8 protein-coding genes and 1 pseudogene are annotated in these 13160 nt (G+C 69.1%); all 9 read right to left on the reverse strand.

All coding sequences use genetic code 11. The features are described from left to right. Positions 1–107 precede the first annotated feature (107 nt). The 9 genes and pseudogenes from yjfF to IEZ01_RS05495 all read right to left on the reverse strand — a co-directional run bounded on the left by yjfF (position 108) and on the right by IEZ01_RS05495 (position 12835). The gene (yjfF, locus tag IEZ01_RS05455; protein ID WP_019890064.1) at positions 108–1115 is read right to left on the reverse strand and encodes a galactofuranose ABC transporter, permease protein YjfF; all 1008 of its coding nucleotides are present in this window, start codon (positions 1113–1115) and stop codon (positions 108–110) included. Then, on the reverse strand, positions 1112–2227 hold the full coding sequence (locus IEZ01_RS05460) for an ABC transporter permease (RefSeq protein ID WP_189200189.1): 1116 nt from the start codon (positions 2225–2227) through the stop codon (positions 1112–1114). The genes yjfF and IEZ01_RS05460 overlap by 4 nt, the downstream gene beginning before the upstream one ends. After that, positions 2224–3786 carry a sugar ABC transporter ATP-binding protein gene (locus tag IEZ01_RS05465; RefSeq protein WP_189200191.1) on the reverse strand — a complete coding sequence of 521 codons (1563 nt, stop codon included), beginning with the start codon at positions 3784–3786 and terminating at the stop codon, positions 2224–2226. Before IEZ01_RS05465 ends, IEZ01_RS05460 begins: the two co-directional genes overlap by 4 nt. Positions 3787–3853: 67 nt before the next feature. Continuing rightward, positions 3854–4843, reverse strand: a complete 990-nt coding sequence (locus IEZ01_RS05470; RefSeq protein ID WP_189200193.1) for an ABC transporter substrate-binding protein — start codon at positions 4841–4843, stop codon at positions 3854–3856. A 509-nt stretch (positions 4844–5352) separates the two neighbouring features. After that, positions 5353–5586: pseudogene (locus IEZ01_RS05475) on the reverse strand (hypothetical protein); the annotation flags it as partial. Between the two features lie 97 nt (positions 5587–5683). Continuing rightward, on the reverse strand, positions 5684–8308 hold the full coding sequence (locus IEZ01_RS05480) for an RICIN domain-containing protein (RefSeq protein ID WP_189200195.1): 2625 nt from the start codon (positions 8306–8308) through the stop codon (positions 5684–5686). A 41-nt stretch (positions 8309–8349) separates the two neighbouring features. Further along, a complete protein-coding gene (locus IEZ01_RS05485; RefSeq protein WP_189200197.1) occupies positions 8350–10713 on the reverse strand; it encodes a non-reducing end alpha-L-arabinofuranosidase family hydrolase in 2364 nt (787 codons plus the stop codon). After that, positions 10710–10865, reverse strand: a complete 156-nt coding sequence (locus tag IEZ01_RS05490) for a hypothetical protein (RefSeq protein WP_189200199.1) — start codon at positions 10863–10865, stop codon at positions 10710–10712. Before IEZ01_RS05490 ends, IEZ01_RS05485 begins: the two co-directional genes overlap by 4 nt. Before the next feature lie 419 nt (positions 10866–11284). Beyond that, positions 11285–12835, reverse strand: a complete 1551-nt coding sequence (locus IEZ01_RS05495; RefSeq protein WP_189200234.1) for a sigma-70 family RNA polymerase sigma factor — start codon at positions 12833–12835, stop codon at positions 11285–11287. Positions 12836–13160 lie beyond the last annotated feature (325 nt).

Raw genomic sequence — 13160 nt, forward strand, 5'->3', positions numbered from 1 at the left:
GAGTACGGCACAGCCGGGAAAGAGGGCTGAAGGCCCCGCTTCCCCGGCCGCGGTCGCCGTGGTCGGTGATCAGTGGTCTGCTCGGGACCTGGGCCTGCCCGGGAGGTCTAGTGCGCCGGTCGGGATCCGCCGAAGAGCCGTTGGAGGAGGATGAAGACGAACAGCAGGCCGCCGATGACGATGCGCGTCCACCACGAGCTGAGCGTGCCCTGGAAGCTGATGATGGTCTGGATCAGACCGAGGACCGTCACGCCCAGCGCGGTGCCCAGGACGAAGCCGGAGCCTCCGGTGAGCAGTGTCCCTCCGATGACCACGGCCGCGATGGCGTCGAGTTCCATGCCGACGGCGTGCAGGGCGTAGCCGGACAGCATGTAGAAGGTCAACAGCAGACCGCCGAGGGCGGAGCACAGGCCGCTCACGGCGTACACCGCGACCTTGGTGCGTCCCACGGGCAGGCCCATGAGACGGGCGGAGGACTCGTTGCCCCCCAGGGCGTAGACGGTGCGGCCGAAGCGGGTGTGGTGGAGGACGACGAAGGCGAGCGCCAGCACGACCAGGGCGATGACCACGGCGGGTGAGATGAACAGCCCCCCGGGCAGGAGCACCCGCGTCTGGGCGATCCGCGTGGTCGTCGGGTCGGTGAGGGAGATGGACTCGGTGCTGATCATGTAACAGAGGCCGCGGGCGAGGAACATGCCCGCGAGGGTGACGATGAAGGGCTGGATCTCGAAGGTGTGGATCACCCAGCCCATGAGGGCGCCGCCTCCTGCTCCCACCAGCAGGACCAGCGGCACCGCAAGGGCGAGCGGCGCGCCGTTCTGTTCGACGAGCCAGGCCGTCAGCATGGTCGACAAGGCCACCATGGAGCCGACGGACAGGTCGATTCCGCCGGTGAGGATGACGAACGTCATGCCGATCGCCACGACGAGCAGGAAGCCGTTGTCGATCAGGACGTTGAGCAGGACCTGTGCGGAGAAGAAGCCCTCGTACTGCAGGGAGCCGATCGAGAACATCGCGACCAGCAGAGTGGCCGTCACCATGAGCGGCAGACGGACGGCATGCCGTACCGAGAACCGCTGGAGCGGCCTGGTGAGGGAGCTGAGGGTGGTGTTCACGGGTGGACCTCCTGCTGGCGGGCGCCCACGTCGCCGGCCGCGGGCGCCCGGTCCGGGGCGGTCGCTCGGCGACGGCGTGAGAGTCGCGCGCGGAACGCGGGCGACTGGACGAGACACACGACGATGACGACCAGGGCCTTGAAGACGAGGGTGGTCTCCGGCGGTACGCCGAGGGTGTAGATCGTGGTCGAGAGGGTCTGGATGATCAGTGCGCCCAGGACCGTACCGCCGAGGGAGAAGCGGCCGCCCGTCAGCGCGGTACCGCCGATGACCACGGCGAGGATCGCGTCCAGCTCGATCCACAGGCCCGCGTTGTTGCCGTCGGCACTGGACACGTTGGAGCTGATCATCAGGCCGGCCACCGCGGCGCACACGGCGCTCACGACGTAGACCATGACCAGGAGCCCGGCCGCCCGGATGCCGACGAGCCGGCTCGCGACCGGGTTGCCGCCCACCGATTCGATGAGCATGCCGAGCGCCGTCCGCCGGGTGACGAGGGAGGTGACGGCGACGAGGGCCGCGGCGAGCAGGACGGCGAAGGGGAGGGTGAGCCAGTAGCCGCCGCCGATCATCTTGTAGGCGCTGCTGGACACGCTGATGATCTGGCCGTCGGTGATCAGCTGGGCCACGCCCCGTCCCGCGACCATGAGGACCAGGGTGGCGACGATGGGCTGGACGCCGAGCCGGGCGACGAGGAAGCCGTTGAGCAGTCCGATCGCGGCGGCCACGCCGACCGCCAGCGCGATCGCCGACATCACGGTGGGCAGGCTTCCGGGGTCCTTGGCGGTGGCGATGTGCTCGCACGCGAGGGCGCCGGCGATGGCGACCGTCGAGCCGACCGAGAGGTCGATGCCCCGGGTCGCGATGACCAGCGTCATGCCGAGCGACACCAGGATCAGAGGGGCGCCGAACTGGAGGATGTCGATCAGGCTGCCGTACAGGTGCCCGTTCTGGACGCGGACGGCGAGGAAGTCATGGGTGAGCGCGACGTTCCCCAGCAGCAGGGCGGCCAGGACGGCGGCGGGCCAGAACAGGCGGTGCTCGGTGAGCTGCCGGGCGCCGGGCGCCCGGGCCGGACGCCCCCCGACGCCCGTGTCGTCGGGTGGTGTCATGAGGTGGCTCCGGTGGCGATGGTGCCCAGGATCCGGTCGGGCGTCAGGGTCGGGTCGTTGGGAAGGGTGGCGACGAGCCGGTGGTCGCGCAGGACACCCACGCGGTGGCTCAGCCGCAGCACTTCCTCGAGTTCGGCGGAGATGAAGAGGACCGCGGTGCCTTCCGCGGCCAGGCGGGTGACCAGTTTCTGGATCTCCGTCTTGGCACCGATGTCGATGCCCCGGGTCGGTTCGTCCAGGATCAGCATTTCGGGGTCGGTGAGCAGCCACCGCGCGAGCAGCACCTTCTGCTGGTTGCCTCCGCTGAGGTTGCGGACCTGCGCCTCGGGGGCAGCCGGACGGATGTCGAGGACCTCGATCCACCGGGCGGCGATCTCGTCCTGCCGGGTGCGGGAGAGGGGTCTGGTCCAGCCGCGTGCGGCTTGGAGGGCGAGCACGATGTTCTCGCGCACCGTGAGTTCGCCGGCCAGCCCCTCCTCCTTGCGGTTCTCCGAGCAGAAAGCGATCTTGTGGGCGATCGCGGCGCGCGGCGAGCGCAGTACGGCGCGTTCGCCGTCGATCCGGAGCTCTCCTGCGTCGGCGTGGTCGGCTCCGAAGAGCAGCCGGGCCGCCTCGGTGCGTCCGGAGCCGAGGAGCCCGGCCAGGCCGATGACCTCGCCACGGTGGATGTCCAGGTCGTAGGGCTGGACGGCGCCGGACCGGGCAAGCCCTCGGGCACTGAGGAAGGGGGTGTCCGCGGACTCGGGGGTGGCCGCGGTGCCGGTGTGGGACCTCTCGGCCAGTTCGTCGAGGGTGCGCAGTTCGCTGCCGACCATGCGGTGTACGAGGGTGACGGAGGTCAACTCGTCGACCCGGTACGCGCCTTCGAGCCGGCCGTTCCGCAGGACGGTCACCCGGTCGCACAGGTCGAAGACCTGGTCGATGAAGTGGGTGACGAAGAGGATCGCGACGCCCCGGTCGCGCAGCCGGCGCACCAGGGCGAACAGCTGGACGACTTCGTCCCTGTCGAGGCTGGAGGTGGGCTCGTCGAGGATGAGGACCTTCGCCTTGACGTCCACGGCCCGTACGATCGCGACCAGTTGCTGGACGGCGAGGGAGTGCGCGCTCAGCGGCAGGCGGACGTCGAGGTCGAGTTCCAGCTCGGTGATGAGCCGCTCCGCGCGTTCGTGGAGGGCCGACCAGTGGACCAGCCCCAGGCGCCGGGGTTCACGGCCGATGAGGATGTTCTCGGCGACCGAGAGGTTGGGGCACAGGTTCACCTCCTGGTACACCGTGCTGATTCCGGCGTGCTGTGCCTCCAGTGGTTCGGCGAACCACTGGAGGCTGCCGTCGACGGAGACCGTTCCTGCGTCGGGCGGGTGGACGCCGGTGAGTACCTTGATGAGGGTCGATTTGCCCGCGCCGTTCTCGCCCATCAGGGCGTGGACCTCGCCTGGGAAGAGGCTCAGGTCCACGCCGTCGAGGGCGAGGACTCCGGGGAAGGCCTTGCGGATGCCGTGGGCCTCCAGGACCGGCCGGTCGGCGCCGGTGGGTGTGCGGGGGGTGGGTGGGGCTGCCATCCGCCCTCCTCTCCGTAAGGGTCGGGGGCGGCGCGAGGGCCGCCCCCGGTCTGCTGCGGGCGGAAGGTCAGTACTGACGGCCGGGCAGGGCGGCCGCGGCCTCGTCCTGGGTGAAGACGCCCTCCTTGACCTCGACCCGCCGCGGGACGCTCTCGCCCGCCACGACCTTCTTGGCGAGTTCCATGAGCTGGCCGCCGAGGAGCGGGTTGCACTCGACCACCACGTTGATCTTCTTCTCCTGCATGGCGACGAAGGCGTCCTTGATGCCGTCGACGGAGATCACCTTGATGTCGACGCCCGGCTTCTTGCCCGCTTCCTCGATGGCCTGGATGGCGCCCAGGGCCATGTCGTCGTTGTGGGCGTACAGGACGTCGATGTCCTCGTGGGACTTGAGGAAGGCCTGCATGACCTCCTTGCCCTTGGCCCGGGTGAAGTCCCCGGTCTGGGAGGCGACGACCTTGAACTTGGGGTCGCCCTTGATGACGTCGGCGAAGCCCGCCTTGCGGTCGTTGGCGGGTGCGGAGCCGGTGGTGCCCTGGAGCTCGACGACGTTGACCGGCTCGGAGGTTCCCTCGTACTCCTTCACGAGCCACTTGCCGGCCTCCTGTCCCTCCTTGACGAAGTCGGAGCCGAGGAAGGTCCGGTAGAGGGAGGTGTCCTGCGAGTCGACCGCGCGGTCGGTGAGGATCACCGGGATGCCGGCGTTCTTGGCCTCCTTCAGGACGGTGTCCCAGCCGGACTCCACCACGGGCGAGAAGGCGATGACGTCGACCTTCTGCTGGATGAAGGTGCGGATCGCCTTGATCTGGTTCTCCTGCTTCTGCTGCGCGTCGGAGAACTTCAGCGTGATGCCGGCCTTCTCGGCCGCCTCGCGTACGGACTTGGTGTTGGCGGTGCGCCAGCCGCTCTCGGCTCCTACCTGGGCGAACCCGAGCACCAGCTTGCCGTCGGAGGAGCCCTTGCCGGTGGTACCGGTGGTCGCGGGCTCGGTGGTGCAGGCGCTCAGCACACCGCCGACCAAGGCGGCGGCGATGATGCGGAGGGCTCTGTGGGCCATGTCGTGGTTCCTCTCGGGACGTGCGTCGTACCAGGCGGAGCCCTGAAGGAGATGGGCCCAGCGAAGGCATGGCTGCGCAGCGGTGGTTGAGCCGGGCGGAGGCAGAGTGAAGCGTCGGCCTCCGACGACCGGCGAGCTGGCGAACGCGACACATTGTGAGCGCTAACAGACTTGTAACTCAAGGGCTCGTACGGCTGTTACCCGTTCTTGACGCTCAAGGGCGAGTCGGCGGAGAGTACAATGTGAGCGTTAACACCCATGGCCGTTCCGTACGCGCGCACCGGAGCAGGCCTCGACACGTGCCCTTCTCACGCCCGGACCCCCTGCCGAAGGGCCGCCGGAGTATCACCACGTTGATTGCGCCTCCCGCGAGCGGTTACGGCCGTCACGCCCTTGCAGGACAGCCCGTTCGGCCCCACGTGCACCTTCACCGGCCCCGGGGGCAGGGCGAACGAGTAGTCGGCGCAGGGGTGGGAGCGGCCGTGTCCCGGTCCGGTGGCCCGACCCGGTCACCGTCTCGGTCCTGCGACGGCGTAGGCCGCGGTGCCGGCGACCGCGAGGACCACGGCCGTCCAGGTGCCCGCTGCCGTACCGGGCGGCAGCAGCATCCAGGTCGCCACCTGCATCGGCACACTCGTCGGGGGCGGGGCGAAGAACGAGAACGCGAGCCAGGCGAACGGCAGCGTCCAGGCGTACTGGCCGCCCGAGAGCGCCGCGCCCAGGGCGGCCAGTCCCATCAGACCCTCCAGCCGAGATGTCGCTCCGGTCAGGAGGGCGGCTTCCTGTTACTGGCAGCGTGTCAGTTCATGCGTCACACGTGCGTCCGCTCCGGCGTCGGAGTCAGGACGGGTCGCCGTACTGGAGGCCGCGTCCGTTGGTGCCGACGTAGACGCGGCCGTAGGTGTCGGGGTCGCCGGTGATGACGCCGACGCCTCCGATGCTGCCCCACTGGTGGGCGTCGTCGTTGACGCGCAGCCAGGTGGCGCCCTTGTCGGTGGAGCGGAAGACGCCGGTGACGTCCCTGACGGTGCCGATCAGGTACAGGGCCTGGTAGGAGGCGCCGGGTGCGGCCTTGCCGAAGCCGAGGGCGGAGGCGGACTGCACCGCTTTGAGCGTGGTGAAGGTGCGGCCGCCGTCGGTGGAGTGCAGCAGTCCCTTGCCGCCGCCGGCGATCCACAGGTCCCTGGCGATGCCGGGGACGGCCGTGAGCCGGCCGGTGGGCAGGTTGGTGGCGCGGGCGGTGAAGGTCGCGCCGCCGTCGGTGCTGGCGTAGAGCGTGCCGCCGGCCAGTGAGTAGAAGGTCTTGGCCGAGGAGCGGTCGGCGACGACCACGGCGCCGGTGCCCAGGCCGCTGACCTTCGACCAGGTCAACCCCTTGTCGGTCGAGCGGTACGGGGCCTGGCCGGCCTGGGTCCAGACGATGGCGGAGCCGTCCGCCGCGAGCGCGATGTGGCCGTCCTGGGCGCCGGACACCGGCTCCGCCTTGAAACCGTTCCAGTTGCTGCCGCCGTCGGTGGAGTAGGCGCCGTCCTGCGCGCCACCACGGCCGACGCGGACCATCATCGAGGGCTTGGACTGGGCGAAATCGATGTCGGTGCTGTTGGTCATCATCGGGTCCTTCAGCCGCCCGGAGGGCACCTTGGTCAGGGAGTCGTGCCGGAAGCCGCCCTGGTCGCCCATGGCGGTGATGACGGTGGCGCCGCCGGGAGGGGCGATCGCGTCCATCAGTGCGGTCTCCTCCAGCCCTCGGGCGCCCATGCTCCAGTGGCTGGTGCCGCCGCTGTCGGAGGCATTGGCGTCCTTGCTGCGCAGGATGCCGTTGCCGGTGCCGTACAGCACATGCCCGGAGTTGAAGGGATCGATGGCCAGCGCGGTCATCCAGTGCCCGGTGTGGGTGCCGACGTAAGGAGCGGCGGAGGCGTCCCGCACCGACTTGTCGGCCAGTGCCTTCCAGGTCGTGCCGCCGTCCGTGCTGCGGTAGATCTCGTCCTCCGGCCACCAGCGGCCGAGGGTGGTGACCATCACCGTGGAGGGCTTGCGGGGGTCGACAGCCAGACCGGAGAACCCGTAGCTGCCCTGGGACGGGGAGATGTTCTTCCACGCCCCGGAGGCCGGCGTGTGCTTCCACACCGAGCCCGCCGTCACGCCGTTGGGTCCGAGGGCGTTGGTGTACGTCAGGTAGAGCGAGCCGTCGCCGGAGAGGACGCCGTGCTGCGGCAGCTGGCCTGTGGGCTGCCCGGAGACGGCCTGCCAGGTGCTGCCGCCGTCGGTGGAGCGATACAGGGAGGTGGACCTGTCGGCCACGCCGACGTAGATCGTCTTGCTGCCGGCCGGGCCGTACGTCACGAAGGAGATGCCCGCGCCGCTGCTCGCCCCGTCCTTGACGGGGAACGAGGAGACCTGCCTCCACGTCACGCCGTGGTCGGTGCTGCGCCACAGGCCGTTCTTGCGGGTGCCCAGCAGCAGGGTGCCGTTGTCCGCGGGGTTGATCGCGAGCCGTTCGCCCGCGCCGCGGCCGTCCTCGTTGGCGCCCAGCTTGAAGGGCAGATCGGTGCGCTGGAAGGTGCGGCCCCGGTCGGTGGAGCGCAGGAGTGCGCCGTTGCCGGCCCAGTTGTTGGTGTAGGTGCCCGCCGCCAGGTAGAGCCGCTTGGGGTCGACGGGGTCGGTGGCCAGCGCGTCGATGCCCAGCAGGTTCCAGTCCTTCTCGCCGACCCAGTCGGTCAGCGGGATCCACTGCTCGGCCGCGGTGTCCCAGCGGTAGGCACCGCCCATGTCGGTGCGCGCGTACAGCAGGCCCTTCTCCCGCGGGTTGAACACCAGCCCGGTCACGTAACCACCTCCCACCACCTGGGCGTTGTTCCACCTATACGGTCCGTTCCCGGCCGCCGGGTTCTCGGCCGTCCTCACCAGCTTCCACTGCTGATTGGTGCTGCCCCTGCCGGGATACTGGATGACTACCGCGCCGTCGGCAGTGGAGCCTCCAGAGACGTCCAGGACCTGGCCGCTCCTGCGGGAGGTGAGGGTGACGGCGCGGGAACCGCTCACCTCGTCGATCCGCCACTCCTGGGAGGTGGAGGAGCTGTCTGTCTGCTGCTCGGCGGCGGCCGCCTGGGCGGTCGAATCGCCGGCTATGCCCAGCACTTTGCCGCTGTTGCGGTTCACCAGCTCGTAGTAGCCGTCCCCGGTGGGGCGCAGCCTCCACTGCTGGTTGGCGGTGTTCTGGTCGGTCCACTGCTGGATGCGGGTGCCGTCGGCGGTGGAGAAGGCGTTGACGTCCAGCGCCTTGCCGCTGCGTACGGAGACCAGCCGGTAGTAGGCATTGCCGTCGACCGTCGCAGCCTGCGAGTCATCCTGCACGAACACGAGATACGGCACGAGGACCGCGGGCACACCGAGCAGCAGTCCGGTCGCGGTCCAGCGACGGCGGTGACGCGCGCGGCGCCCGCCGTTCTTGGGGTTCTTCATGGGGGGTTGTTTCTCCTTGCGTATGACGATGGATCGGGCAGTCAGCGCTGCAGGGTGAGGACACCTGGCCGGTACGGCAGTCGGTCGTAGTCGCCGCCCGCTGTGGGGGACTTGCCCTGGTAGAGGAACCGCAGGTTGCAGGTGTCGATGGTCATCGTCTGGTCGGGGTTGCTGCGGACCAGGTCACCGTGGCTGATGTCGTTGGTCCAGGTGGCACCGCTGTTCGCCTTGCCGGCGAAGGGGTTGCTCTCGCTGGCGGCCTGCGGAGTCCATGAACCGCTCAGGCTGGAGGCCGTGAACGAGCGGAAGTAGCGCTGCTCGTTCGCACCCCGAGCCTCAACGATCATGAGGTACTGGTTCTGGCCCTGGACCTTGTAGACCTGCGGCGCCTCGAACAGGTTCTTCACCGTGTCGCTCATGACCGTCGTGTACGACGAGCCGAAGTTGCCCGGGAAGTTCCCGATCGGCATGCTCGCCCGGTAGATCTTGCCGTTGTCACCGGCGAAGAACAGGTACATGTTCTTCTCGTCGGCGATCAGGGTCTGGTCGATCGGGCCGGTGCCGGATTCGGTGCGGGGAATGCTGCCGGTGAACAACGGCTGCGGCGCGGACCAGCCGTTGGGGTTGGTGGGGTCGCTCGACGTGCGGTAGCTGAAGGGCGATGCACCCCACTGGTACGCCAGCACCCAGACCTTCTTGGGCGCGAAGTAGAACAGTGTGGGCGCCACCGCGTTCTGGCTCATCTTGGTCTGGCCGGCCGACGCCATGTCCGACCAGTTCGTGAAGGGGCTGAACGCCATCGAGCCGTACGAGGTTCCCGACGCGCTCGACGCGTAGACCAGGTGCTTGCCGTTGTGAATCACGCTGGTGAAGTCCTTCACCGCGAGCCACCCGTTCGACGGCTGGGCAAGGGGGCCGGTCGACGTCCACTTGTACGTCGACGGAAGAGCGCACGTGCCGCCGCCCGTCCCGGAATGGGCGGTCCACTTCTGGTTGCTGCCGGACCAGCAGGCGTGCAACTGGATCTTGGTGCCGTTCGCGGTGGCCGCGCCGACGGCGTCGAGGCACAGCCCGGACTGGACGCCGGTGATCGTGCCGTTGGTGTTGATGTTCCACTGCTGGTTGGCGCCGCCGTTGCAGTCCCAGATGACCACCGTGGTGCCGTTGGTGGTGCCCTTGCTCTTGGCGTCCAGACACTTGTTGTCGTAGACCTTCAGCTGCTTGGCGGCGGTGTAGGTCCAGCGCTGGTCGGCTTGTCCGCTGCAGTCCCACAGTTGCGCCTGGGTGCCGTTGGCGGTGACGGAGTTGGGGATGTCGATACAGCGGCCGGAGGCCACGCCCTTGATCTGCCCGGTACCGTCGGCCGGCTTGGCCGGGGTGGTACCGGTGCCGGAATTGAGAGCGTTCATGACGGCGGTGTACGCGGGCTTGGGCTTGCCGTTGTTGTCGAACAGCAGGGGGCTTTCGCCGCTGCGCCAGGAGTCGCGGTCACGCACGCCCCACACCGTGATGCCGGTGCACCGAGCCACGGACAGGCAGGCGCTGACCGTGTTCGCGTAGTGGGTGGGTGATGCCTGGGCGATGTCCAGCTCGGTGATCTGGACGTCGACGCCCAGGGCGGCGAAGCTCGCCAAGGTGTTCTTGAAGCTCGCCGGCGGGCCGCCTGCCCCGAAGTGGCTCTGGAACCCGACACAATCGATGGGCACATCGCGGGACTTGAAGTCCTTGACCATGCGGTAGACGCCCTGGGTCTTGGCATCCGACCAGTTCTCGATGTTGTAGTCGTTGTAGCAGAGCTTGGCCGAGGAGTCGGCCGCACGGGCGGTGCGGAACGCTTCCTCGATGAAGCCCTTGCCCAGCACCTTCTGGAAGACCGAGCTGCGGAGCTGGCCGCTGGGGCCGTCTGCGAAGGCCTCGTTGACCACGTCCCAGGCGTAGACCTTGCCCTTGAAGTGGGTCATCGTGGTGGTGATGTGGCGGTTCGTCACGCTGCGCAGCGTGTTCGCGTCACCGATCGAGTTGACCCAGGCCGGGAGCTGCGAGTGCCAGACCGTGGTGTGGCCGCGCACGCGCTGGCCGTTCGCCTTCGCACGGTCGACGATCCGGTCGGCGGGGCCGAAGTTGAAGTTGCCGCGGGACGGTTCGATGGCGTCCCACTTCATCTCGTTCTCCGGGGTGATCATGTTGAACTCCCGGTCGGCGATCGCGGTGTACGCCGGGTCGCCGAGCCTGCCGGCGGCCACAGCGGTGCCGAAGTACCTGCCCGAGGGGGCCGCCTGCGTACCCAGGTTCGCGGCTCCGGCGGAGCTGGGGAGGAGCGTCACGACACCGGCCACCACCGCCGCGGCCGACAGTCCTACCGTCACTGTTCGGCGACGCCGGCTGAGCCGGTGCAGGCCCTTCATGATTCTCCTCGGGAGTCGCGGGTCACCCCGGGTGCCGTGATCGTGCGCGCATCGGCCAGTGCGGCCTGATCTGCCGCGGGGCGGGTGCGGTGCAGGATGCGGGGCCGTTCCTGCGTACCGGTCGCCCGGGGTTCGAGGGTGTGTCGCGTCATGGGAAGGCTTTCTTCAGGGGATACGTACGGGGAAGGCGGGAACCTGCCACGCCGGCACGTCATGGTGAGCGGCGGGAAGGGCACCCCCCGAAGTGGAGGCTTCCGGACTCGCGGTCGCGTAACAGAAAAGTCGCGCCGGCCGGACGATTGCTCGGTGATGCATCTCGCAGGCGGAAAGTGTTACGCCAAGCCCTGCGGTCTGGTCGTCCCTGTGGCAAGCGCGCCGAACTGCACAGCAGTGGGGGTCGCTTGAGTGGCATCGGTGGCGGCTGCGGTGATCAGCCTTCAGGCCGGTCACGGCGAGGCAGCCGTAGATGAGATGCGGATGGAAGCTGGATTCGGCGCACCACTCGGCTCACTGCCTTGAGAAAGACGTGGTGCGGTGAGCGACCCGGTCCGAAATGCTCAAGGAACGGTTCTCAGGCCCAGGCCCTGCGCATGATGAAGGAAGCCTGGCCGGCGAAGGCCCGAGTGCCGTCGGAGCCGTCGAGCCAGATGCCACCGTCGCGGTGGCGGAGGACCGATCCGGGATAGTTGTGCGCGTGCAGGGTCACCGACCCGGCGGCCGCCCCGGGGCGCGGACAGAAGGTGGCGTCTTCCCGGAACAGTTCGCTGCCGTCATTGGTGCTCAGCCGTAGCCGCAGGTAATGATGGCGCAGGTACCGGCCGTCGGCAGCACGGAAGGTGACGCACTGTGTGTCGGCCAGACCCCGGACGACCGTGAAGGTGACCCGCTGCCGTTTCCGCGCGCTGCTGGACGCGGAGACTCGGCCGAGCGTCGCGAAGTCGCCGGCATACGTGAGGTACAGGCCGGGTTCGTCCACGGACTCCAGCGACTGTGCGCCCAGCGGAACAGTGCCTGCGACGGCGGACGGACTCACCGGAGACGGTTTGGCCGGCGTGGTGCTGCGCGACGGGATCGGCGTGGGAGTGCCGACCGTGGGAGCGGCGATGACGCCGGGTACCCGAGGCGCCGGTTCGGGCCAGGTCGCGTAGGTGGCGGTCCCTGCGATGAGCACCGCGCCGGTGGCGAGGCTCGCCAGCGGATGAGCGGTCACCGCGTGGAGTTTGCCGATCAGCGCGCTGTGCAGACCACTTCCCCCCGTCGCCGTGCCGGCGGCGACGTGTGCCGTGGCCAGCCCGGCGGCGCTCGCGGCCGTCCCCGACAGCAGGCCCTTGGCGGCCAGCGCGGCGATCAGTCCGGCCGGGACGACCAGCGTCGTGAGGCTGAGGGGCAGCAGTTCGGCCGGAACCCGCTCTGTCGTCGTCGCCATGCAGACCGGGCAGCCACGGGTGTGCCGCGCTATGCGCTTGCGCCACACCGATGCACGGAGACCGTCCCAGCCGACGACGGTCTCGTCCAACTGCGGACAGCGCGGGTCGGCCTCCAGCGCGTCGACGATCGTCCTGCACAGTTCCAGCTGCTCGCGCATCCGTTGCAGGCGCACTCCGACGTGGGCGACCGTGAGCCCCGTCGCGGCGGCGATGTCGTCACGGCTCAGCAAGCCGGCGCATTCCTGCCACCACAGCGACAGCAGCATCCGATGGTCCGGGTCAAGCCACCGGCTGGCTTCCACAACCCGACGGCGCTCGTCCGACACATGCAGCCGCAGGATCGTCACGTCCACAGGCTCGGCGCCGGCGTCCGGTATCTGGCGTGCCTCGTCGATGACCGTGGTCCGGTCGGCGACGGCGTGTTGCCGCTGCCAGTGGGTATTGATCTGACGGAGCGTGATCGACACCAGCCAGGACCGGAAGCTCTCCGGGGCACGCAGGGCAGGCAGGTCGCGCACCACGCGCAGCAAGGTTTCCTGGACGACGTCGTCGACGTCGGCATGTCCGCTCAGCGCTCGCCCGACGATGTTGTAGACCAACGGCAGGTACGCGGCGATCAGTTCCTCGCGCGCCCGATCGTCACCGCCCTGCGCCGCGACGACCAGCCCCGCGTGGTCCGCGTCAATGAGCCCCATTCCCACCTTCTTCAGGGGAGCGATCCGCCGAGTACGGCGGCATACCTTAGCCTCGGCAAAGGTATACGGCCAAAGCCTGCGCCTTGGGCGGACGGGCCGACCCGTACCGACTCGAAGGGCCCGGCACCGCGGGTGCGTTCGGGTGGCGGGCGGCCAACTCGCGGACGGCCCATTCACCGACGCCCAGGGATGTCACCGCCAACGCCGATCGCCCTCCCGCCGGGGGTTCGGGGGCCGCCTTCCCCGGCCTAGGGCCTGTTGTGAAAGTGCGGGTCACAGCCATTCGTTGATGGCTGCGACCAGCACTGTCGCTTCGTAGCGGACG

It is taken from the genome of Streptomyces purpureus (genome assembly GCF_014648195.1).
Lineage (GTDB): Bacteria > Actinomycetota > Actinomycetes > Streptomycetales > Streptomycetaceae > Streptomyces > Streptomyces purpureus.

Bases quoted from the DNA above. Each gene is read 5' to 3' on its own strand.
- IEZ01_RS05460 (WP_189200189.1), bottom strand. From the start codon at position 2,227: ATGACACCACCCGACGACACGGGCGTCGGGGGGCGTCCGGCCCGGGCG.
- IEZ01_RS05465 (WP_189200191.1), bottom strand. From the start codon at position 3,786: ATGGCAGCCCCACCCACCCCCCGCACACCCACCGGCGCCGACCGGCCG.
- IEZ01_RS05470 (WP_189200193.1), bottom strand. From the start codon at position 4,843: ATGGCCCACAGAGCCCTCCGCATCATCGCCGCCGCCTTGGTCGGCGGT.
- IEZ01_RS05480 (WP_189200195.1), bottom strand. From the start codon at position 8,308: ATGAAGAACCCCAAGAACGGCGGGCGCCGCGCGCGTCACCGCCGTCGC.
- IEZ01_RS05485 (WP_189200197.1), bottom strand. From the start codon at position 10,713: ATGAAGGGCCTGCACCGGCTCAGCCGGCGTCGCCGAACAGTGACGGTA.
- IEZ01_RS05490 (WP_189200199.1), bottom strand. From the start codon at position 10,865: ATGACGCGACACACCCTCGAACCCCGGGCGACCGGTACGCAGGAACGG.
- IEZ01_RS05495 (WP_189200234.1), bottom strand. From the start codon at position 12,835: ATGGGGCTCATTGACGCGGACCACGCGGGGCTGGTCGTCGCGGCGCAG.